The organism is Bradyrhizobium sp. Kon69 (genome assembly GCF_055807515.1).
In genome coordinates, this window is sequence record NZ_JBVVOS010000044.1 from 26679 (window position 1) to 48800 (window position 22122).

Annotated in this window: 22 protein-coding genes; 10 read left to right on the top strand and 12 right to left on the bottom strand. The window is 63.3% G+C overall.

Annotated elements, in window-relative coordinates:
• The first annotated feature begins 246 nt into the window (after positions 1-246).
• The 5 genes from glgA (at position 247) to AC0L3U_RS36020 (ending at position 6087) form a co-directional block, all read left to right on the top strand.
• Positions 247-1656, top strand: a complete 1410-nt coding sequence (gene glgA / locus AC0L3U_RS36000; RefSeq protein WP_473364811.1) for a glycogen synthase GlgA — start codon at positions 247-249, stop codon at positions 1654-1656.
• A 74-nt stretch (positions 1657-1730) separates the two neighbouring features.
• Positions 1731-1988 carry a hypothetical protein gene (locus AC0L3U_RS36005; RefSeq protein WP_473364812.1) on the top strand — a complete coding sequence of 86 codons (258 nt, stop codon included), beginning with the start codon at positions 1731-1733 and terminating at the stop codon, positions 1986-1988.
• Positions 1989-2031: 43 nt separating this feature from the next.
• Positions 2032-4272, top strand: a complete 2241-nt coding sequence (gene glgX / locus AC0L3U_RS36010; RefSeq protein WP_473364813.1) for a glycogen debranching protein GlgX — start codon at positions 2032-2034, stop codon at positions 4270-4272.
• A gap of 104 nt (positions 4273-4376) precedes the next feature.
• On the top strand, positions 4377-4670 hold the full coding sequence (locus tag AC0L3U_RS36015; protein WP_473289105.1) for a hypothetical protein: 294 nt from the start codon (positions 4377-4379) through the stop codon (positions 4668-4670).
• 145 nt (positions 4671-4815) lie between these two features.
• Entirely contained in the window at positions 4816-6087 is a 1272-nt protein-coding gene (locus AC0L3U_RS36020; RefSeq protein WP_018453925.1) for a DUF892 family protein, read from the top strand.
• A gap of 3 nt (positions 6088-6090) precedes the next feature.
• Here AC0L3U_RS36020 and AC0L3U_RS36025 read toward each other — a convergent pair whose 3' ends face one another.
• Positions 6091-9207, bottom strand: a complete 3117-nt coding sequence (locus AC0L3U_RS36025; protein ID WP_473364814.1) for a DEAD/DEAH box helicase — start codon at positions 9205-9207, stop codon at positions 6091-6093.
• Here AC0L3U_RS36025 and AC0L3U_RS36030 point away from each other — a divergent pair.
• Positions 9206-9463, top strand: coding sequence for a hypothetical protein (locus tag AC0L3U_RS36030; RefSeq protein ID WP_473364815.1), 258 nt, complete (start codon positions 9206-9208; stop codon positions 9461-9463). The genes AC0L3U_RS36025 and AC0L3U_RS36030 overlap by 2 nt on opposite strands.
• Positions 9464-9572: 109 nt before the next feature.
• On the opposite strand, the gene AC0L3U_RS36035 is transcribed toward AC0L3U_RS36030, so the two are convergent.
• Positions 9573-9833, bottom strand: coding sequence for a hypothetical protein (locus AC0L3U_RS36035; RefSeq protein WP_007595982.1), 261 nt, complete (start codon positions 9831-9833; stop codon positions 9573-9575).
• 120 nt (positions 9834-9953) lie between these two features.
• Here AC0L3U_RS36035 and AC0L3U_RS36040 point away from each other — a divergent pair, with 120 nt between their 5' ends.
• Positions 9954-10685: a DUF3750 domain-containing protein gene (locus AC0L3U_RS36040; RefSeq protein WP_473364816.1), complete on the top strand. Its 732-nt coding sequence runs from the start codon at positions 9954-9956 to the stop codon at positions 10683-10685.
• A gap of 243 nt (positions 10686-10928) precedes the next feature.
• Here AC0L3U_RS36040 and AC0L3U_RS36045 read toward each other — a convergent pair whose 3' ends face one another.
• The 9 genes from AC0L3U_RS36045 to AC0L3U_RS36085 all read right to left on the bottom strand — a co-directional run bounded on the left by AC0L3U_RS36045 (position 10929) and on the right by AC0L3U_RS36085 (position 18543).
• Positions 10929-11216: a DUF2934 domain-containing protein gene (locus AC0L3U_RS36045; RefSeq protein WP_456768181.1), complete on the bottom strand. Its 288-nt coding sequence runs from the start codon at positions 11214-11216 to the stop codon at positions 10929-10931.
• Between the two features lie 298 nt (positions 11217-11514).
• On the bottom strand, positions 11515-11676 hold the full coding sequence (locus AC0L3U_RS36050) for a DUF2934 domain-containing protein (RefSeq protein WP_247358340.1): 162 nt from the start codon (positions 11674-11676) through the stop codon (positions 11515-11517).
• Between the two features lie 158 nt (positions 11677-11834).
• A complete protein-coding gene (locus AC0L3U_RS36055) occupies positions 11835-13556 on the bottom strand; it encodes an FAD-dependent oxidoreductase (RefSeq protein ID WP_473364817.1) in 1722 nt (573 codons plus the stop codon).
• 27 nt (positions 13557-13583) lie between these two features.
• On the bottom strand, positions 13584-14372 hold the full coding sequence (locus tag AC0L3U_RS36060) for a sugar phosphate isomerase/epimerase family protein (protein WP_473347654.1): 789 nt from the start codon (positions 14370-14372) through the stop codon (positions 13584-13586).
• Positions 14373-14401: 29 nt separating this feature from the next.
• Positions 14402-15058, bottom strand: coding sequence for a hypothetical protein (locus tag AC0L3U_RS36065; RefSeq protein ID WP_473364818.1), 657 nt, complete (start codon positions 15056-15058; stop codon positions 14402-14404).
• Between the two features lie 14 nt (positions 15059-15072).
• Positions 15073-15567, bottom strand: a complete 495-nt coding sequence (locus AC0L3U_RS36070) for a type II 3-dehydroquinate dehydratase (RefSeq protein WP_473364819.1) — start codon at positions 15565-15567, stop codon at positions 15073-15075.
• Between the two features lie 31 nt (positions 15568-15598).
• Positions 15599-16879: a TRAP transporter large permease gene (locus AC0L3U_RS36075; protein ID WP_473364820.1), complete on the bottom strand. Its 1281-nt coding sequence runs from the start codon at positions 16877-16879 to the stop codon at positions 15599-15601.
• Positions 16880-16940: 61 nt separating this feature from the next.
• The gene (locus AC0L3U_RS36080) at positions 16941-17450 is read right to left on the bottom strand and encodes a TRAP transporter small permease (RefSeq protein WP_473364821.1); all 510 of its coding nucleotides are present in this window, start codon (positions 17448-17450) and stop codon (positions 16941-16943) included.
• 76 nt (positions 17451-17526) lie between these two features.
• On the bottom strand, positions 17527-18543 hold the full coding sequence (locus AC0L3U_RS36085) for a TRAP transporter substrate-binding protein (RefSeq protein WP_473289130.1): 1017 nt from the start codon (positions 18541-18543) through the stop codon (positions 17527-17529).
• 227 nt (positions 18544-18770) lie between these two features.
• Between AC0L3U_RS36085 and AC0L3U_RS36090 the strand changes: the two genes are divergently transcribed.
• Both AC0L3U_RS36090 and AC0L3U_RS36095 read left to right on the top strand, forming a co-directional pair.
• On the top strand, positions 18771-19430 hold the full coding sequence (locus tag AC0L3U_RS36090; protein WP_473364822.1) for a GntR family transcriptional regulator: 660 nt from the start codon (positions 18771-18773) through the stop codon (positions 19428-19430).
• A 55-nt stretch (positions 19431-19485) separates the two neighbouring features.
• Entirely contained in the window at positions 19486-20385 is a 900-nt protein-coding gene (locus AC0L3U_RS36095) for an SMP-30/gluconolactonase/LRE family protein (protein ID WP_473364823.1), read from the top strand.
• A gap of 32 nt (positions 20386-20417) precedes the next feature.
• Here the strand turns inward: AC0L3U_RS36095 and AC0L3U_RS36100 are convergent, their stop codons facing one another.
• The gene (locus AC0L3U_RS36100; RefSeq protein WP_473289135.1) at positions 20418-21155 is read right to left on the bottom strand and encodes an SDR family oxidoreductase; all 738 of its coding nucleotides are present in this window, start codon (positions 21153-21155) and stop codon (positions 20418-20420) included.
• 224 nt (positions 21156-21379) lie between these two features.
• Between AC0L3U_RS36100 and AC0L3U_RS36105 the strand changes: the two genes are divergently transcribed.
• Positions 21380-21922 carry a winged helix-turn-helix transcriptional regulator gene (locus AC0L3U_RS36105; protein ID WP_473364824.1) on the top strand — a complete coding sequence of 181 codons (543 nt, stop codon included), beginning with the start codon at positions 21380-21382 and terminating at the stop codon, positions 21920-21922.
• The last annotated feature ends 200 nt before the right edge of the window (positions 21923-22122 follow it).

Below are 22122 nucleotides of genomic sequence, written 5' to 3' on the forward strand. Positions count from 1 at the left end.
AGCATGCTCAGGACGTGAGAAGCCGAGATGCAGGCATTCGTTCCTCAGGCGAGCGCCGCACCCGGCGCACACGCTCTGTGTGCACTTTTGAACCGAGGACAAAAAAAGTCTGTTCGGTGGCGAAAGTTAGGAACGTTTGTTGCGGCGCGGAATTCAGGAATTGCGCTCCGTTGGGGAAGCGCAATTGGAATTCTAGAGATGGTTGGCAGAGGCCAGTGGTGTCCCTCGGGCCGGGCGGCGTGACGCATGCGGATCCTTTTCGCGACGCCCGAAGTATCAGACTTCATTCAAGTGGGTGGACTTGCCGCGGTCTCGGCGGCTCTCCCGCGCGCCTTGCGCGACTTTGCCGACGTTCGCGTCATCATCCCCGGCTACCCGGCTGTCCTGCGCGGATTACAAGACCTTACGACCGTCGGACGATGCCAACCTTTCGCGGCCCTTCCGGCCTTTGCCATCGATCTCGGGCATACCGCCGACGGCATGACCTATTACGTCGTCCGGTGCCCGGCGTTGTACGAACGCGACGGCACGCCCTATGCCGATGGCCGCGGAGCTGATTGGGGCGACAACAATGTCCGGTTCGCGACCTTCTCTTATGCCGCCGCGCAGGTTGCGAGAGGATTGGTCGACAAGGATTGGGCCGCTGATCTCGTCCATGCCAATGACTGGCAATGTGCACTGATCCCCGGCTATCTGGAATGGCACTACGCGCACATTCCAACTGTGTTCACGATCCACAATCTGGCCTATCAAGGCGTCTTCGACCGCAGCTCGCTCGCGCCGCTGGGGATTCCCGAGGCGAGCTTCCACATCGACGGCGTGGAATTCTACAATCGCCTGTCCTTCATCAAGGCCGGCCTGGTCTACGCGTCCCACCTGACGACCGTCAGTCAGACCTATGCCCGCGAGATCACCACGGCCGAGTTTGGCTGCGGTCTCGAAGGGCTGTTGCGGCAACGGGCCGATCGCAACCAGCTTTCCGGCATTCTAAACGGAATCGACGAGAGCTGGGATCCGCGCACCTGCTCCTCGCTGTTCCAGCCATTCGGCGCCGGTGACTGGGCCGAACGATCATTGAACGCCGACGATGTCAGGGAACAGTTCGGGCTGGCGGTCTCGAGAGGCCCCCTGTTCGCGCTCGTGGCGCGCCTGGTGCACCAGAAGGGCGTCGACCTCGTGATCGAGAGTGCGCAAGCGATCGTCGATGCGGGCGGCCAGATTGTCGTGACAGGAAAGGGCGAAACGCGGTTCGAGGAGGCGCTGCTGCAGGCGCAGGTGCGCGCGCCGCGCTCGATCGCCGTGAAGATCGGCTTCGACGACGCCGAGGCACGAAAGATCTTCGCCGGCAGCGACTTTACCCTGATGCCGTCGCGCTTCGAACCCTGCGGGCTGAGCCAGATGTACGCCCAGCGCTTCGGCTCGCTGCCAATCGGCCATCGCACCGGCGGTCTCGCCGAGACGATCGTGGACGGCGAGACGGGCTTCCTGTTCGACCGTGCGTCAGCCCCCGGCTTCCTTGGAAGCCTTTGCCGGGCCTTTTCCACCTTCGGCATGAAGGACCGACTCGATCACATGCGCCGCGCGGCCATGGCACAGGCCTTCAGTTGGACCCAGTCGGCCAAGTCCTACGCGGCGATCTACAAATCTTCGATCTAGACGGGCGACTGCAAGGCAAGCAGGGAACGGAATGACTTGGGGGACGGTTGCAACTCTACACAGGAGTTTTCGCCATGCGCCGCCCGAAGCCACAACCAATCCGTAACAAGCTCGACCTTGCCGACCGTACTCAGGTGCGCCTTGTCAGAAAGCGTCTCGGATTGTCCGACGCGGAGCTGACCAGCATCGTCGAGCGGACCGGCAACTCGATTGCGGCCATCAGCAAGGAGGCGGCGCTGCAAAGGGCAACCACGCTGCCAAAGCCGGACGATGTGCCTCCTGTCGCAGTCATCGCCTCTGCGGCGGTTGGCGAGCAGGCGACGCGGAAGTGACGGCTACTGCACAAAATTCTTGAAGGACTATTCGGGGGCAACAATGGATCAACCAGTACATTCATCAGACGACGCCCTGACGCGCGCGGCCTCGAGCCTGCGCCGCTCCCGCATCAGCGAGGGCAAGCCGTTTCCGCTTGGCGCCACCTGGGACGGGCTCGGCGTTAATTTCGCGCTGTTTTCGGCCCATGCCACAAAGGTCGAGCTCTGCCTGTTCGACGACGACGGTGAGACCGAACTGGAGCGGATCGAACTCCCGGAATATACCGACGAAGTCTGGCACGGCTATTTGCCCGCGGCGCGTCCCGGCACCGTCTACGGCTACCGGGTCCACGGCCCCTACGAACCCGACGCGGGACACCGCTTCAATCCCAACAAGCTCGTGCTCGATCCCTACGCCAAGCAACTGGTCGGCCGGCTGCGCTGGGGACCGGAGCTGTTCGGTTACCGGCTCGACCATGCCGACAAGGATCTCTCCTACGACGAACGCGACAGCGCGCCCTTGATGCAGAAATGCCGCGTCATCGACCCGGCCTTCACCTGGGGCGCCGCGCGCAAGCCGGAAGTTCCGTGGGAGCGGACGATCGTCTACGAGATGCACGTCAAGGGTTTTACCCAGCTGCATCCGCTGGTGCCCGACGCAGACCGCGGCACGTTCTCCGGCCTCGCGCATTCGGAGGTCCCGGCCTATCTGCGATCGCTCGGCATCACCAGTGCAGAATTGCTGCCCATCCATGCCTTCGTCGACGACAGCTATCTGGTCGAGAAAGGCCTGCGCAATTACTGGGGCTACAACTCCCTTGCCTTCTTCGCGCCGGAGCCGCGTTACCTCAAGACGCCGTTCGCGAACGAATTCAAAGCCATGGTTAACCAGTTCCACGCTCATGGCATCGAGGTCATCCTCGACGTCGTCTACAATCACACCGCGGAAGGAAACGAGCTCGGCCCGACCCTGTCGTTCAAGGGCATCGACAACGCCAGTTATTACCGCCTGCTGCCGGACCAGCAGCGCTACTACATCAACGACACCGGTACCGGGAATACGGTGAACCTGTCGCACCCGCGTGTGCTGCAACTGGTCGCGGATTCCCTGCGCTACTGGGCGACCGAGATGCGGGTCGACGGTTTCCGCTTCGACCTCGCCACCATCCTGGCACGGGAGCCCTACGGGTTCGACGAAGGCGGCGGCTTCCTCGATGCGTGCCGCCAGGACCCGGTGCTCTCCAGCGTCAAGCTGATCGCCGAGCCCTGGGACATCGGTCCGGGCGGATATCAGGTTGGTCAGTTTCCGCCGGGATGGGCGGAGTGGAACGACAAGTTCAGAGACACCGTGCGCGCTTTCTGGAAGGGCGACGAGGGTTCGATCGCGGACTTCGCCAAGCGCGTGTCTGGCTCCGGCGATCTCTTCAACAAGCGCGGCCGCCGGCCATGGGCCAGCGTCAACTTCGTCACCGCCCATGACGGTTTCAATCTCAATGACCTCGTCTCGTACAACGACAAGCACAACGAAGCCAATGGCGAGGACAATCGCGACGGCCACAGCAACAATCATTCCTGGAATTGCGGCGCCGAGGGACCGACGGACGATCCGGAGATCATTGCGCTGCGCGAGCGCCAGAAGCGCAATCTGCTGGCGACCATGCTGTTGTCTCACGGCACGCCCATGCTGCTTGCCGGCGACGAATTCGGACACACCCAGCACGGCAACAACAACGCGTACGCCCAGGACAACGAGACCACATGGCTCGACTGGATGGGCATCACCGCAAATGGCCGCAGCCTTCGCGAATTCACCCGCAAGCTGATCGCCACGCGCAAGGCATTTCCGATTCTCTACCGCAGCCGCTTTCTGGTCGGCTCCCACAACGAAGAGCTGGACGTCAAGGACGTGACGTGGCTCGCGCCGTCCGGGGAGGAAATGACGACGGAGCAGTGGCAGGACGGCAACGCCAAATGTTTCGCTTTGCTGCTCGACGGCCGCGCCCAGGAGACCGGGATCAAGCGCCGCGGTTCGGACGCAACCATGCTGCTGATCTACAATGCTCATCACGACGTCGTCAATTTCACCTTGCCCGCGGTCGCCGAGGGACGCAGCTGGATCGGGTTGATCGACACCAATCAACCGGAGGGGCAGATGCCCGCGTTCGAGTTCGGGCATGTTTATGCGATGACCGGGCGATCCCTCGTGGTGTTCGGTCTCGCGACCGAGAGCATCGCCACCCGCCGTCTGCGACAGGGCCTCGGCGCGCTGCTGGACGTCGTGGAGGCGCCACTGCCCGGATAGTTCGCCATGATAACGCGAGAAGACTTTTCGAGTTGATGACGACAGGGAACGCACGCAGGTCACCGGCGTTCGAGTAGATGGGGCATCAGTCGGAGAACACCGAGATGAAGTTCACAGGTGCCGTTATCCTCGCCGCTCTCGCGCTGCCTGGAGCAGCCTGGGCGCAGGCCAGCAAGCCTGACGTTTCGTCCGCGCCGAGCGCGCAGAATTCGGGTGCCGGGATTGCCGGACAGCCCGGCAACAAGAACGGTCCGGCCGCCAAGCCCGGTGAGACCGTCGGATCGAGCTCGACGAGCTCCACTGGCAACACCGCCGTGCAATCGCAGGATCCGGCGCATATTCAGGGCGCACCTGGCAACAAGAGCGGGCCGCCTGCCAAGCGTCCGGATCAACGCTGAACGGTCCCCCGCAATCCTACCCATCGAGTTCGAACGACCTGCGCCTGACATTATCGGCGCAGGTCGTTTCGCGAGGAACGAACGCTGAAGCCGCCCGTTCGAGACTCACCTTCTTTCCACTCCCTCCTGCACCCGAGAGTCCACCATGTATCATCACGTCAAGAAGCTGATGTTCACCGTTCGCGTCGACGAGCCGGATCCGCGCTTTGGCAACATGCTGCTGGAGCAGTTCGGCGGCGCCAATGGCGAGCTCGCCGCCGCGATGCAGTACTCGATCCAGGGGTTGAACTGCGAGGATCCCGATCGCAAGGACCTCCTGATGGACATCGGCACCGAAGAGCTCAGCCATCTGGAAGTCGTCGGCACGCTGGCGCGGATGCATCTCAAGCCGTCGAAGTTCGACCGCCAGGCGGCCGAAGCTGATCCCCTCATCGCCATCGCGGGCGGCGGCGGGGTCAATCTATTCAACTCGCAGGGAAATGCCTGGACCGCCGACTATCTGAAGATCACCGGCGAGCTCGACGTCGATTTGCGCAGCAACATCGCCGCAGAGGCGCGGGCCAAGATCGTCTACGAGCGGCTGATCAACTTCTGCGACGACGCCGGCAGCAAGGACGCGCTGCAGTTCCTGATGACCCGCGAGATCACGCACATGAAGGCGTTCGCGCTCGCGCTCGAGAGCATGGGCAAGCCGGCCTTCAGCATCGGCCGCATCGCCCCGACGCCCGGCCTCGTCGACCAGTTCTTCAATGATTCCACCGGCGCCGGCGATCATGGCGAGATCGACACGCGCGGCCCCTGGAACGAGGGCGGCGACTGGGTCTTCACGGAGTCGCCGGCGATCCAGGCGGGCGAACCGGGCCCGGCCTCGGCCATCGTCACCGAGAGCTCGCCCCCGGCGGACGAAGCGGGTCTCGGCGATCTGCTCATCAACGAGCTGCGCGATATCCTGCATGCCGAGAAGCAATTGACCAAGGCGCTGCCCAAGATGGCGGAGGCCGCCCGCTTCGACCAGTTGCGCGAGCTGTTCGAGCAGCATCTCGCGGAGACCGAAGCGCAGGTCGAGCGCATCAACGAATGCTTCGAAATGCTGGGCAAATCCGCCCGCGCCAAGCCCTGCAAGGGCATGATGGGCCTCGTCGAGGAGGGCCAGGAAATCATGGCCGAGGGCGAGGACAAGGAGGACGCGGCGGCCGACCTCGCCCTGATCGGCGCTGCGCAGCGCGTCGAGCATTACGAGATCGCGGGCTACACCACGGCGCGCAACCTCGCCCAGCAGCTTCGCCACAGTGCCATTGTCGCCCTGCTGTCGAAATCGCTGGCCGAGGAGGAGAACGCCGATCAGCTCCTCAACCAGGTGGCCCGCTCGCTGATGTCGGTGGCGAAAATGCCCGCGGCAGTCGAGCAGACCGAATGATCCCTAGCCGTCCAGCAGGTCGAGAAACTCCTCGACCCGGCGGAACGGATCCTCGTCGCGGCGGCCGACGTGAACAACGCGGTCGCCGTCGCGCTGCAGCGCTCCCGTCTGCGACTTTCCCCTGGATTTCCGCAGCCGCCCTGGCAGGAACGTCGCGGCGACGGCCTCGGGGCCGACATCGAGCCTGACGATGCCGCGCCGTTTGCAATCGATCCGGAGCCTGGCGGATGCGAAGAAGTCGCGGGCCTCCGGCGGCAGCCTGCCGAAACGACGCGAGATCTCCTCCTCCAGGTCTTCCAGATCGTCGTCGCTTCGGCACCTGGCAGCGCGGCCATAGATCTCGAGCCGGACCGCTTCCGATTGCACGTAGCCTTCAGGCAGCATGTCGGCCAGCGGCATGTTGAGATCGGGCACCCACAGATCGGCGCCGGTATCGCTGCCTCGCTCGGACGCCCGCTTCAGCAGATGACTGTAGAGCACGGGTCCGAACACCTGGACGTGGCCGGACTGCTGTTCCGAAAACAGATCGCCGGCGCCCCTGAGGTCGAGGTCGCGCTCGCTGATCGCAAAGCCGGCACCCGGCTTGCTGAACTCCTCCAGCACCGCCAGACGTTTCTCGGACTGCTCCGAGGTCGATTCCGTCAGCAGATGAGCAAACGCGCGCGTGCCGCCGCGTCCCACCCGTCCCCTGAGCTGATGCAGCTGCGCAAGCCCGAACTTTTCCGGCCAGCACACCACGATGGTGTTCGCGCGCGGGATATCGAGACCGCTTTCCACGATATTGGTCGCCAGCAGCACATCCGCCCCGCCGTCGACGAAACTCATCATGCGATCGTCGATCTCGTCCACGGGCAATCTGCCGTGAAGACAGACGATGCGCAGCTCCGGCGCCACCGATTGCACACGGGCCAGCATCGGCTCCAGATCCTGGATGCGCGGGCAGATCAGGAAGCTCTGACCATGCCGCCTGCGCTCGCGGAGCAGCGCGGCGGCAATGGCAGCGTCCGACAGCGGCGCGATCCTGGTCACGATGGGAAGGCGATGAACCGGCGGCGAGGCAATCACGCTAAGATCCCTGAAGCCGGCAAGTCCCGCCGCGAGCGTGCGCGGAATCGGCGTGGCGCTCATCCACAGCGAATGAGCCCCCTTGGCGAGCCCTGAAAGCTTCGCCTTCTCCGCCGCCCCGAAATGCTGCTCTTCGTCGATGATGACGAGGCCAAGATCGGCGAACTTCACGTCCTTTGCCGCAAGCGCCTGCGTGCCGACCACGACTTTCAGCGTGCCGCGCCGCAGCCCCTCCTTGGTCTCTCGCGTCTCCGGGCCTGAACTGGCTCGCGAGAGGCTTCCCACCTCGATGCCGAGGGGGCCGAACCGTTTGCGGAAGGTTTCGACATGCTGCCGCGCCAGCACGGTCGTCGGCGCCGCGATCGCCACCTGCTTGCCCGACAGCGCCACTGCGGCCGCCGCGCGTAGCGCGACCTCGGTCTTGCCGAAGCCGACGTCACCACAGATCACCCTGTCCATGGGATGGCCCGCCGCAAGATCGTCGAGGACGTCTTGAATCGCCTGGCCCTGGTCCACTGTCGTGAAATAGGGGAACCGTGCGACGAATTTTTCGTAAGCCGGCCCCGGCGGCACCAGTTTGGGTGCGCGACGGCGGAGGCGCTGGCTGATGTGTTTGGCGAGCGCCTTGGCGGCGACCTGGATTTCCGCTTCCGCCTCGGTGCGCCGCGCCCACCAGCTGCTGCCGTCCGCCTTGTCCAGCGTCAGCTTGCCGGGCTCGCCGGCATAAGGCCAGATCACCGCGAGATCGGACGGCGGTACGAGCACGGCATTGTCGCCCGTAAATTTGAGCCTGATCATCTCGCGTCGCGATCCCTTGCCCATGTCCAGGGTCTGCAAGCCGTCGAGCACGGCGAGCCCGCGTTGCAAATGGACAATGGCGGCGCCCTTTTCGGGCACGTCGGGATGATCGAACGCCGGGTTCCAGGCGCGCGCCATCGGCTGGGGATGATGGGCCCGGCTGCCGAGCACGTCGGACGCGGTCACGACGACAAGCGGCTTGCGGCCGGCGCCAATGAACCCCGCGTCGAAATCGGCCAGCAGCGCGCCTTCGCGGCTCCGTGCCTTCGTCACCTCGCTCCAATCGGCCAGGCGCTCCGCCTTGATGCCGCTCATGCGCTCGATCGCGCGAAGGTCATCCTCGACGGCGGCGACGAACAGCAGCCGCGATCCGCCGCGCTGCATGTCGGCGACAAAGGCGCGAAGCGCCTTGCGCGGCGAGGCCAGCTTCGAGAACTCCGGCGTCGAGATGAAGGCGGCCTTGCGCGGCAGCACGCTGATGCGCTTCTTCAACTGCTTCCAGTCCGCCTGCCCCAGATACTCGCGCTCCGCGTCCCTGCGGCCGGCGGCGTCCTCGATCGTGCCCAGCCAGCTCTCGGCGTGGGCCGATACCCCGGCATCCGCGATCCATCGCGCGCGGCTGCAATAATCCGGCAGTGTCGCCCGCTGTCCGCGCGTAGCTCCCAGCGCGATCCGCTCGGACATGGGATCGATGATCAATTCGGCGGTCTCGTAGACGACCTCGTGCTCGATCGGATCGACCGCGACGATCTTGCGGATCGTGTCTCCGGAATGCTCGATCCGGAAGGGAGCGAGCGCGCCGGCGGGAAACACTTCGAACGTCTTGCCGTGGAACAGGACGCCGCCCGGATATTCCGCCTCTTCGTCGAGATCGTAGCCGAGAGCTTCCAACCGCGTCTCCAGCTCGGGCCCGGAATAGGGTGCGCCCACTTTCAGCGTGAGGCTCGACCGCGACCAGCTCGCCGGCAGCGGCAGCCGTTCCATGATCGCTTCCGCGGTCGACACCAGGAAGACGGGCTTCTTTGCCTTGGCGAGACGCCGCAGCACCGAGCTGCGCCGACCCGCGATCTCGCGGGATGGCTCGAGGCCGTCGAAGGGCAGCGTATTCAGCCGCGGAAACACCAGCACGTCGACCGAGGGATCGAGGGCGTGGATCACGCCGCCCAGCCGCTCCGCCCTGCTCTCGTCATCGCAGAGGAAGACGAGGCCGTCGCGGCCGGACTTCTCCCAGTGATCGAGCAGATGCAGCGCCAGCATGCCGAGCGGCGACGAGGAGGCGACCGCGGAGCGCGAGGCGCTCTTGTCCGGGCGCTTGCTTGTCGAGCTGGTACTTTTCGAAGTCTTGCTTTTCGCGCTGTTGCTTATCGAGCCTTTGCTTTTCGAGCTCTTGCTTTTTGTGTTTATCGCGCCGGTCGTGGCCCGGGCTTTCCTGGTGGGCGCCAATGTGTATCCAACTTTGTTTCGCAAATGGAGACGAGCGACGACGAGCCCTCCCGTCGAGCTCCGTCGATAACGCGCCTCGGGCCTGAGCGCCCAATGACGTCATTACAATCTTGCAATTGCGTTGAAAAGCAAAGACAGAAGGCGAAGGCAAGCGGGGCGGAAGGCTGCCGGGCAGAAAGCTATTGCAGAACCTTCGGCAGCACCACGACCACGTCGACGCTCTGCGCGAGGATGTGCGTTGCGACCACAGCGAGCTGGTGCGAGAATTCGTCCTCGATCTCGGCTGCGCAGTCTTCGTCGCTGGCAATGGCAAACAGCAGATTGCCGTCGATTTCGTCGAACCGGATGCCGGCGAACAGGCGATCGAAAATCTCGGCGCCCGCGATGTACGCGATTCGCGCCTGGATGGCCTGGTCCTCGACGAGCGACAACTTCCTCATGGACGCAACATATGGCCGCACCATCCGAATGCAAGAGCAGGAGAGCGCTGGCGCGGCGTGCCTTGCGAACTATATTGGTGGCATCGTCCCGCCTGACCGCGTTTGCCCTTGAGGAAATCCTTGATTCTGTTCCTGCTGCTGATCTTCCTGCCGATCGGCGTGTCGGCCGGCCGCTATTATTTGCGCGGCGACGGCCGCGGCAATTGGCAGACGGCGGATCGCTCCAGCGCCGGCCTGCTGCCGCCCGCATCCGCCAATCCCGACGCGCTGATCCGCGTGTTCGCCGCGCGCACCGTGCGCTGGCGGAGTATTTTTGCCGTTCACACCTGGATCGTTGTGAAGGAGAAGGGCGCCGCCACCTACAGCCGATACGACTACACGGCCTGGGGCGACCCGATTCGTAGCAACGGCTTTGCCCCCGACGGCCGCTGGTTCGGCGCCCTTCCGGAAACCGTCGTCGCCGTCGACGGCGCGCGGGCCGAAGCGCTGATTCCCAAGATCCGTTCCGTCGTCGAGAATTACAAGTTCCGTGCCTATGGCGACTACAGCGCCTGGCCGGGACCGAATTCCAACACCTTCGTGCAGGCGGCGCTGGACGCCGTTCCCGAGCTGCGCGCCGTGCTGCCGCCGACCGCCATCGGCAAGGACTTTCCCTATAGCGGACGCTGGGCCGGCATCACGGCGTCCGGCACCGGGCTCTACGCCTCGCTGTCGGGCTATCTCGGCATGACCATCGGCTGGGTCGAAGGGGTCGAGATCAATTTCCTCGGCGCGGTGCTCGGCCTCGACATCCGCCGTCCCGCGCTGAAGCTTCCAGGCATCGGCCGCCTGGGTGTCGCGGCCGGCGCGTAGGCAGGCCGGGTGCCAGCTGGCACCCGCGGTCGGTTGCCACACGTCGTCCTTCCAATGTGTGCTTCAGGTCACAGCAGAATCGAGCGCGTTGGCCTAGAATGATCTTGCATGGCCGCAAACAAGGTAACGGCGGTACGCACGAGGCTGGAGAGGCGACCAACAGCTACGGACTTTTGAAGCCGCCAGGGTGAAGAACTCGGCGGTTTTTTCTTTGTGTATCGTTTCGTCCTATCGCTTCGCTTTCTATCGTTTGTCTGAGGGATCCGAGAGCTTCCGCTGTTCGCGTTCTTGTTCGATCTGCCGTTCCGCTTCGACCCAGAACTCCACATCCCGATCGGCCGGGCGACCGGCCTGCTCCCAGAGTTCGTAAGCGCGCGCTCGCACCTTGCCGCGCCCCATCATGCGAAGCAGCTTCTGCTTCAGCTCCTCGGCAAAGTTCCTGAATCGTTGGACGGTGGTTTCGTCTTTGACGAGCGCAGCCGCTCGCGTTGCGAGTTCGATCTGGTGCTCTATCTTTTGCCGCTCGTCCACCGCAAACCCCGCCGTAGCCACGGGCCTGCGTCGCAGCCCGTGCTGCTCACAACCTCAATTCCTGCTGGAAGGCTCTGTTCCGCCTTCAATGCCAGGTCCTTCAATGCCAGAGTCCTTCAATGCCACGTCGTGTCCGCTTCGACGATCACTGCCCTTGTTTCGGGATCTTCCGTCGCGTTGCAGGTGCAGGGCATGCCCTCACCGCAGCGGCAGCCGCCCAATTCGTCGCTCCAGGCGCGGAGCCGATGGTTTTCGCAGACCCATCCCAGACCATGGCAGAATGGGCATCCCTTGTTGGTCACAGCGTATCCGGCGTCCGCATGGGGTTCGACTTGTCCTCGTTGCGCAACTCCTGCTCGGCCGCGTGCCAGAACTCTTCCTCGCGGCCTTCCGGCTTGCCAGCTCGCTCCCAAAGCCAGTGCGCACGTTCTCTGATGTCGTGATCGGTCGGCTCGGGCATTGCATCTCCTGCGAAGAGACACGGCCCCACCCTGGGGGGTATGGGGGCTTGGAGGCGGGGCCGTGCAGGCCAGCAAATCGGCGGCGACGCTGGCCCGCTGAGTCAAGCCTCGATGGTGCGCAAGAGTTCCTAGTTCGGAGCGACGGACGACCCTGCTTTCAGTTATCTTCTTCCTGAGCTGAAGCGCCGGCGGCATGCATCGCCGCGCACCATCCAAATACCATCGCAGGCCCGATCATCGTGCCCGGGCCCGGATAAGTGCCTCGAAAGATCGAGGATGAATCGGTGCCGACGGCGTAGAGTCCGGGTATGGCCATCCCACGGCTAGACAGGACCCGGGCGGTTGAATCCGTGCACAAGCCGGCACTGCTGGCGAGATCCGTCGGCCATACTGCGACGGCATAGTATGGCCCAGGACCGATCCGGTGCAGGCACGGGTTTGGCACGTTCCGGGGATCACCATTGAACCGGTTCAACTCGCTTGAACCGCGGCCGAACTCTTCGTCCACACCGCTCTCGGCATAGCGATTGTATCGCTCAATAGTTTGAGCAAGCTCGCGGCCATCGACGCCGATGTTTTCGGCTAGTGCTTCAATCGTTTCGCCTGCCAGCAAATATTCAGCCTTCAGAAATTTGTCCAGATCCCTCGTCCCGGGATGAACGAGGCCAATGCCATAGTCGCCGATAAAGGCGCGGTCGCAAATCAGGAAAGCCGGCGTAGCTAATACGGAAGGCGAGTCCGATCGCAACATCGCTTCCACGAAGTCGTGATAGGAATCGGCTTCATTCACGAAACGGCGGCCCCACTTGTTCACCGCAAGCAGTCCTGGCTTGGCACGATCCAGCATAATGTGCGGGAATACCGAGACATAACCGTCCGCCTGCGTCATGACCGAGCTCGGCATCCACAAGGCGGGGCTATCGAAATCGCGCTCGATCACCGCGTCGACGCGTTCGGCCGCGAGCAGGCCGTCCCCGGTATTGCACGATGGCGCGAGTGAAAATCGGTGCGCGGCCTCGGGGAAAAACCTTTCGCGAAGTTCGCGGCTCCAGCCGATGCCTCCCGTTGCCAGCACCACGCCTCTGCGGGCGCGTACTGCCAACGGTCTTGAGGACGATGACAAAACGGCCCCGACGACTGCGTCGCCGCTCCGGATGAGCTCGCTGAGCTCAGTCTCATATCGCAGATCCACGCCGGAATGACGGAGGCTGTCAAACAGCCTCGCGACGAGAGCATTGCCCATGATCAGACGCGTTCCGCGATTGTAGCGAAGTCGATCGAGCAAATGCCGACCGAGAAGACCGACGACATGCCTAAAGTTCGTCCAGTTGCGGAATGGCGCCAGCAACGCCGGAATGTCCATCTTCCCGACCATCATGCCGCCGAGGACCATGAACTCTCGCCGCGGGGGCCTGATACGCTCGAAGTCCTTGCCAAGTTTGCGGCCGTCGAACGGAACCGCGCCGAGAGCACGACCACCGATCGCTGCTCCAGGAAGATTCTTGTAGTCGGGATGTACCGGCGGCGCCGCAAACCGTACGCTCGTCCTCTGCTCGAGATAATCGAGCATGATTGGACCCGTCTGGAGGAACGCATCCACACGCGCGTCCGCGGCGTGTTCGCCTAGCAATGCTTCAAGATAGACACGCGCCGCCTCGGTCGAGTCTGGTCTTCCTGCAAGCAGTCCCTGCCGATTGCCCGGAATCCAGATGGTGCCGGCGGAGGTCGCAGTCGTACCGCCGACTTTGTCCGACTTCTCGCAAAGGATCACGTCGAGCCCCTCGAGGGCAGCCACCAGCGATGTCGTCATGCCGGCGGCACCCGCCCCGACGACCAGGAGATCGGTCTCGACGTCCCAGGAGCGATCGGCCTGCGGCATCCCGAACTACCCTTCCCTCCCGAATTCTCACCTCTGGCTGCGCGCCCGCTCCACGACGGCTCTGCCCGCCAGCAACGCCCGGCGTGCTCGCGACGCGGCGTCGACGCTCTTTGCTAGTTGAACGGTCGGAACCTCGATGCTGATGGTCAGGTCATGCGGCATCGCGCTTGCAAGCCCCATCAAGTCTATTCCGCCCTCGCCCGGAAACATCCGCTCCTCGCGAGCGGCATGGATGAGCTGCCCAGTGGTCGGTGGGCGTTCGGCGGGGCCATCGCATAATTGCCAGTAGTGAAAGCGGTGCGCCGGGATAGCGCGGAGGTCCGCAAGCGAACTTTGCGACCGATCGAAATGCAGTGCATCGACCAGAATGCCGGCACCGGGATGATCGACGTCGCCGACGATCCGCATTGCGGTCTTCAGGTCCGGAACGCTGGTCCAGGGCATGAATTCGAGATCGGAGGTCAGGCCGTAGCTTGCTGCCGCTTCACAAAATTGCTGGTAGCGATCCGAAAACCGCGCCAGATCCGGATCGTAGGCCGCGACGAGGATGTGTTTGGCGCCGAGGCGCGCGCCCACCTCGAAGAAGGGCGTGAACGAGGCCATCTCGGTTTCCGGTCTGAACGCAACGACCTCGAGATCGGCGACAGTCACCCCCGTCAACTCCAACCGCCGGAGCGTCTCCCGCAGGAGCGGCGCATCGTCCATCAGGCGATAGGCAACACCGCCAGGCGTGGCGGGCAACAGTCTGAGCCCGACTTTTTCGTAGCCGCAATGCGCGGCCAATTCGATCATCTCGGGCGGCGCAAGCTCGAGCACGGTCAAGGCGGCGAGCGAGAACGTTGCCATCAACCGAAATCCGCGATACGGGCGTCGAGCGCAAACATGCTTTGATAAACTTCCGGCTCGCTCGCCCCGGCCATGACGTCGGGCGCAAGCTCGCTTGCCCGCTGCAAGGCAGCCTGCAACGAGGCGACGTCGAGCGCCTCGATCAGCAAAAGCCCCGCGAAGAAGCCCTCGTTCTTCCGCATGCCCTTCTCGGTCGTCCGCACCGACGTCCGCGCCTCGTCGGTCGCGCCGATCTGTACGGCGGCAATCCCGTCGCACGCAACGAGCGCCTGAGCCAGACCCTGGGGATCCTTCGGCAGCGTTTCGATCCGGAGCGCCACGATCGATGCGCCCTCGCCCCGCCCTGCCCGCGCGATCATGGCACCGCCGCCCCGCATGAAATTGCCGAGCTTCGGCATGATGCGCTGGGACCACGGCGTCGGTGCGTTGAGGCGCGCCAGATAGGCCTCGCCGTCGAGGACCTCTGGTGTTTCCAACTCATACAGAATGAAGAAGCGATCGGTGTCGTCCCTTGCCGCGCGGAAGACACGCGATGCCAGGAAGCCCTTCGTCGTCACGCGCTCGGTCGTGTGCTCACGCGTCAGCCAGTGCCGATAGTCGGTCAGGTCGTGAGCCTCGACGTCGCTCCAGATGGCCAGAAATCCCGTGCCGCGCATCCCGCCCTCCATGCCTACGCCTTGCCGCGGGCCGCAAGCCCGTGCAGAGCCGGTGCGATGGTCTCAGGCAATTGCCCCAACCGTTGGACGACCGCGAGCATCGCGGCGAGATAGCCATATGGACCGAGACCGCAAATGACCGCCGTGCAGGCACTCGACGTGATCGAGTGGCGGTGCAGCTCGTCCCGCGCGTGGATGTTCGAGATGTGCACCTCGATCTTCACGCCCTCGAAAATCTTCAGCGCATCGATCAGCGCGATCGAGGTGAACGAATAGGCTGCGGGATTCATGATGATGGCATCCGCGTTGCCATGGGCGGACTGGATCAGGCTGACGAGCTCGCCCTCCATGTTCGTTTGATGGAACGACATCGAAACCCCGAGCTGATCGGCCAGCGACTTACAGCTCGCCTCGATCTCATCGAGCGTCGTCGAGCCGTAGATGTGGGGCTCGCGGATGCCGAGGAAATTGAGATTGGGTCCGTTGAGGATCATGATCCTTGCGGCCATTTCGCTTGTCCTTCTTTTGTTGCCGACGCGTCTAGCCGGCAAACCATTTGGCAGGGATCGTCACCAATCCCGGGAATAGCACCATCGCGAACAGGACGATCAATTGTGCAATCAGGAAGGGCCAGACGCCCTTGATGATGTCCTCCATGCTGATCCTGGAGACGCCGCAAACCACATTCAGCACGATACCGACCGGCGGCGTGATGAGGCCGATCGCATTGTTGATGATGAAGAGGACGCCGAAGTAGACGGGATCGATCCCCGCCGCCTTGACGATCGGCATCAGGATCGGCGTGAGGATGAGGATGGTCGGCGTCATGTCGAGGGCCGTTCCCACGATCACCACCACGACCATGATCGCCAGCATCAGGAGCGTGTTGTTGCCCATGAACGGCTTCAGCAGGGTGACGATCTGTGTCGAAATCTCGGACACGGTGATCAGCCAGGACGACACCAGCGCCGCTGCCACGAGAAACATCACGATGCTCGTCGTCAGCGCCGAGGAGACGAACACCTCGTAAAGCTGCGACGGCTTCAATTCCCGATAAATGCAGATCGCGACGAACAGCGAATAGACGGCGACGACCACTGCGGCTTCCGTCGGCGTGAAGATGCCAAAGCGCAGGCCGACGATGATAATAACCGGCAGCATCAACGCCCAGAAGCCGTCGACCACCGCTTTCACCATTTCCGCGAGCGATGCTCTTGGCGGGGGCGTCAGGTTCTCCCGGCGCACCACCCACCACCAGGCCAGGCAGAGCCCTGCCCCGAGCAACATCCCCGGGACGATCCCGGCCAGAAACAGTTTTGAGATCGACACGCCCGCGGCGACACCGAAGATAACGAACCCGATGCTGGGCGGAATCACGGGCGCGATGATGCCGCCGGCCGCCACCAGACCCGCCGCATAGGATTTCTTGTGGCCCGCCGCCACCATCATCGGCACCAGCAGGGCGGCCAGCGCCGCGGCATCGGCTGCCGCGGAGCCCGAGAGCGACGCAAGGATGCAGGATGCGAGGATCGTGACGTAACCGAGTCCGCCGCGAAAATGTCCGACTGCGACGAGCGCAACGTTGACGATTCGCTTGGCCAGTCCGCCCTTGTTCATGACCTCGCCGGCGAGCATGAAGAAGGGAATGGCCATCAGCGGAAAGCTGTCCGCGCCGTTGATGACGTTCTGCGCCACGATCTGGGCGTCGAACATGTCGATCGTGCTCATCAAGGCCACGCCGCAGACGATCAGCGCAAAGGCGATCGGCATGCCCAGCGCCATGGCGCCGAGCAGCGAGAACGTGAAGACGGCAATCGTCATGGCGTGATCCCGGTGATTTTCAGGATTGGAGCGCCGGGCGGTACGATACGGGGAGACAGCATCAGTGCTCCTCCGATTCCCTGACGGCGACCATGTCGGCTTCGCTGGCCTGTCCGGAAATGACACGGAACAGGTCGTAGAGAAGGATCACTCCGGCCGAAACGCCGAAGATCACGCCGACGCCATAGAAGATGCCGAGCGATAGCCCCGTCGCCGGCGCGCGGTCGTCGAGATTGATGATCGTCTGACGCCAACTTCCCGAGAGCAGAAGCCAGTCGGCGAACAGCATCAGGACGTAGCTGACGATGAAGCAGATGCGTTTGCCGTAAGCCGGCAGCATCCGCACAAGGCTATCGACGCCGAGATGGGCGTGCTCACGCATTGCCACGACCGCGCCGAGGAAAGTCAGCCAGACCAGGAGCCAGCGCGACAGCTCCTCGGAAATCGCGATTCCCGAGTTGAAGCCGTAGCGCAGCACCACGTTGCCGAACACCAGCACCACCATCACCGCAAGAAATGCGGCAATGATGCCCTTCAGCAGGGTGCAATAGAGGTCGAGAATTCGTGCCATGCGGGCCGTCCAGGCAAGGTCAGTTCAAGAGCCGGCCGACCGGTCGGCTCCTACTTATGCATGCTGACGAGGTCGACTATTTCACGTCCTTGCGGATGCGATCGAGCTCGTCGTTGAACAGCTTGACCGCCTCCGGCTTGAGATTGGCGGCAATCTTGTCGACCACCGGCTGCGCCGTCTTGCGCATGCGATCGAGCTCTTCCGGCGCGACGGTGTTGTACTGCATGCCTTTCGCCTGCAGTTCCGACAGGGCCTTTTCGGTCTGAAGGCGCGTCTGCTCCTTTTGATAGCCTCGGCTCTCCTCGTACGCCTCGCGCATCAGGCGCTGCTCGGTCGGCGACAACTTGTCCCAGAACGCCTTGCTCACCAGGATGATGTTCAGGGTGAAGGTGTGATTGGTGGCGGAGACGTATTTTTGCACTTCGTAGAACTTGTTGGAGAGAATGACCGTGAAGGGGTTCTCCTCGCCGTCGACGGTGCGGGTCTCCAGCGCCGAGTAGAGTTCGCCGAAGGCCATCGGAACGGGATTGGCCTTGAAGGACCCGAAGGTCTCAAGGTAGACCGGATTCGGAATCACGCGAAGCTTGAGGCCGTTGAAATCCTCGACCTTGGTGATCGGCCGCGTGCTGTTGGTGACGTTGCGGAAGCCGAGGCCCCAATAGCCCAGACCGATCAGCCCCTTCGGCGGCAACGTATCGAGCATTGACGTGCCGAATTTGCCGGTCCCGAGCGCGTCGGCCTGCTCGATGGTCTTCACGATGAATGGAAAGTCGATGAGGCCGAACTCCGGCACGACGGTTGCGAGCGACGTCGTCGAGGCCGACAGCATTTCCTGCGTGCCGCCACGCAGTGCGGATTGCTGCTGCAGCTCGTTGCCGAGCTGCGAGGCCGCGAACTCGCGAACCTTCATCTTGCCCCCGCTCTTCGCCAGCAGGATCTCGGCAAATTTCTGCACCCCCGCGCTGACGGGGTGATCGGTGTTGTTCAGGTGTCCCCACCTGATCGTGCGCTCCTGAATGTCCTCAGCGGATGCGCCGACCGTCAGCGCCACGCAAATCGCCGTCGCAGACAGCGCCCGTACCAGCAAGCTCATCGTTTCCTCCCTGTTCGAACGGGCGCGAACGGCGGCTTAAGCCATCATTTTTCGTACCCTCGGTCTATTTAGACATCACACATGTATTCCATGTCAAATGACGATATCCATTTCATATGACGATTTACTGTGCGTCGGACGTTCGAAATCTGCTATAGTGCTGGCAACATTGATGGTTCGGCCGCCTCCGAGGTGGCGGACCATCGGGACAGGCGGGATCAGAAGGCATGACGTCACTCGAGGAACGGCCCCTGTCGGCGGGCGACAGCGGCTATCAGCGCATCCGGGCCGACATCATTTTCGGAGTGCTCACGCCATCCGGACGCCTCAAGCTTGATGCCATGAAGGAAGATTACGGCCTCAGCGTCAGCACGCTGCGCGAGATTCTCAATCGTCTGACCTCCGAGGGATTCGTGGTTGCCGAGGGCCAGCGCGGCTTCGAGGTGGCGCCGATCTCCATCCAGAACCTGCGTGAGCTCGCCGGTCTGCGCATCCTGCTGGAGCATCATGCGATGGCCGAGTCGTTCCGCGCCGGCGACGTCGAGTGGGAAGGCCGCGTGGTGTCGGCGCATCACAAGCTGGCGGCGACCGAACGCACCGTGCTCAAGGAGGGTGACGATCCCGAGCTGCGCAAACGCTACGACGGCGAATTCCACCAGGCGCTGATCTCGAGCTGCGGTTCGCGCGAGCTGATGCAGACCCACGCGGTGGTATTCGACAAATATTTCCGCTATGCGCTGCGCTACCGCGGCGCAGCGACGATCAATCAGCACAAGGCGCTGCTGGACTGTGCCCTCAAGCGCGACATCAAGAGTGCCAAAGCCGTCCTCACCGACCACATCAACGGCTGCGTCGCGCACGCCCTCGCCTCCTGGAACGAGGATTAATTGCCCACCGGCCTGACGTCTTTCGACGGCAGCTCGTGGTTGGAATCGGATCGGGATGACCACCGACATGATCCCCGCGCATCGGGTCGAGACCGCGGTCGCCGCCGGCGATATCCTCGGCGAGACGCCGTTGTGGTGCGACCGCTCCCGCAGACTGTGGTGGGTCGACATCGACCGGCGGCTGCATCAATCGTTCGATCCGGCGACAGGCGCTCATCAGATTGTTCCCTACGCATGCAACTTCCTCGGCAGTCAGGCTCTGACGGCGGATGGCTCCCACCTGCTCGCGCAGGATCTGGGACTTTATCGCCGCGCGTCCGATGACGGTCCTCCAGCTCAGCTCTGCGAGGTCGAAAGCGGCCCCGACAACCGCCTGAACGACGGGCGCGTTGACGCGCGAGGCCGGCTATGGATCGGCACCATGGACAACCAGCTGCATCGACCGAACGGAGCGCTGTATCGTGTGGACCCGGACGGCCGGACGGCGCGCGTGTTCGGCGATGTCATCGTGACGAACGGCATCGCGTTCTCACCCGACAATCGCACGCTCTATTTCACCGATACGAGGCGATACCGCACCTGGCAGTTCGACTTCGATCTCGATGACGGCGTGATCCGCAACAGACGGCTGTTCGCGGATTACAGCACCTCCGGGGAGAGGCCGGACGGCGCGTGTATCGACGTCGCGGGCGGACTGTGGACCGCCTTCTTCTCCGGCGGCCGGGTGGTGCGCTATCGGCCGGACGGCCGGATCGATACCGTCATTCCGGTGCCGGCGACCAATCCGACCTGCGTCTGCTTCGGCGGAGCCGACCTGAAGACGCTGTTCGTGACGACGGCGAGGAAGTTTCTGGATCGCGAGCAATTGAGCCGCGAACCCCAGGCGGGCCATGTTCTGGCCATCGATGGCATCGCACAGGGACTTCCGGAACACCGCTTCGGCAATTCATCCTGAACCTTTGCACGGGCCATCGTGAACCGGCTTCGCTACCATTTCTCGCCGAAGGGACGAATCTCCAGCTCGAAGGTCCAGGCACTTTTGGGTTGCTGATAGAGCATCCAGTAGGATTCGGCGACCGACGACGGCGGCATCAGGAGGTCGGGATCATCCAGCGCGTTCGGACCGAGCGCCTCGATCCGCCGTTGCCGGACCCATTCCGTGTCGACGCCGGAATCGATGATCAGATGCGCCACGTGAATGTTCTTCGGGCCCAATTCGCGCGCCGCGGCTTGCGCGACCGCCCGCAGGCCGAACTTGGCGCTGGCGAACGCCGCATAGCCGCTTCCGCCGCGCAGGCTCGCCGTCGCACCGGTGAAGAAGATGTTGCCCTGGCCGCGGGGCAGCATCAGGCGCGCGGCCTCGCGGCCGGCGAGGAAGCCGGAATAGCAAGCCATTTCCCAGACCTTGCGGAACACCCGTTCGGTCGTGTCGAGAATCGGAAAGTTGACGTTGGCGCCGACGTTGAAGATGCAAACCTCGAGCGGCGCGTGCTTGTCGGCGTCGCCGAGAAACGAGATGATCTGGTCTTCCTTGCGCGCATCGAGCGCGCGGGCGTGAATTTCGCCGCCGGCCTGCTCGATCTCCTTGACGAGCGGTTCGAGCTTGGCGCCGTCGCGGCGTCCCGCGAACACCGTGAAGCCCTCGGAGGCGAACTTCTTTGCAATCTCGCTGCCGATAAAATCACCGGCGCCGATCACGGCCACGGTCGCGTTTCTCTTTTGCAAGGGCTTTCTCCCGGTCAGGCCTGGATCCGGTCGTCGGACCATCATCCAGGCCGCAGACTATTCCTACAGTTCTAAAATAGAACTGTCAATCCTGGTACATTTCCGGCTGACTTTAGGATCAGAGAAACATTGTCTCGCAGTAAGTGCCGATTTAGAATGGTCTTCAGACCAAAAGGATTCCTGGACGATTCGCGCAGAAGCCGCGGGCAGAGTGGAGATCTGGAATGAAATGGGGTGAGCTGGAGGACGAGCCGTGTTCGATGGCCCGAACCATCGGCGTGATCGGCGACCGCTGGACCCTTCTGATCCTGCGTGAATGCTTCCTGCGCACACGCCGTTTCGAGGGGTTTCAGTCTTCGCTCGGAATCACGCGCCACCTGCTCGCCGAACGGCTGAAGAAGCTGGTCCGGCAGGGCGTGTTGCGTCGTACCCCCTATCAGGATTCGCCCAAGCGGCACGAATACATCCTCACCCAGAAGGGGCTCGATCTCTATCCGATCATGATGGCGATCGTGCATTGGGGCGACACTCATATGGTCGACGCGCGCGGGCGACCTTTGCTGCATCAACACCGCAAATGCGGCAAGGACTTCAATCCGGTCATGGTGTGCTCCGAATGCGGCGAGCCGCTTTTGGCCAAGGAGGTTCATATCCACGCCGGCCCCGGTGCTCGACGCACCCCGGCATCGGCGGCGCCGGAGAAGCCCAAAGCAAAGCTGAAGGCAAAGCTAGAGACAAAGGCGAAGGCCCGCCGCAGGGCCGCGTGAGGAGACGGCCGCGTAGCGCGAGCGCCGTTCGACATATCCCGGGAAATGATGCGACTGATCTTTCAACAGCGAACATGAGTTCTCGTTCTCGCAGCGCGTTTCGCCCGAGCTTTGCCTGGTCACTCCACCCTCTTATCCAAGAGGGCGCAGGGAAGGCCGGGTGCCGGCTGGCACCCGCGGTCCGCTGCGCGAAAAGCACA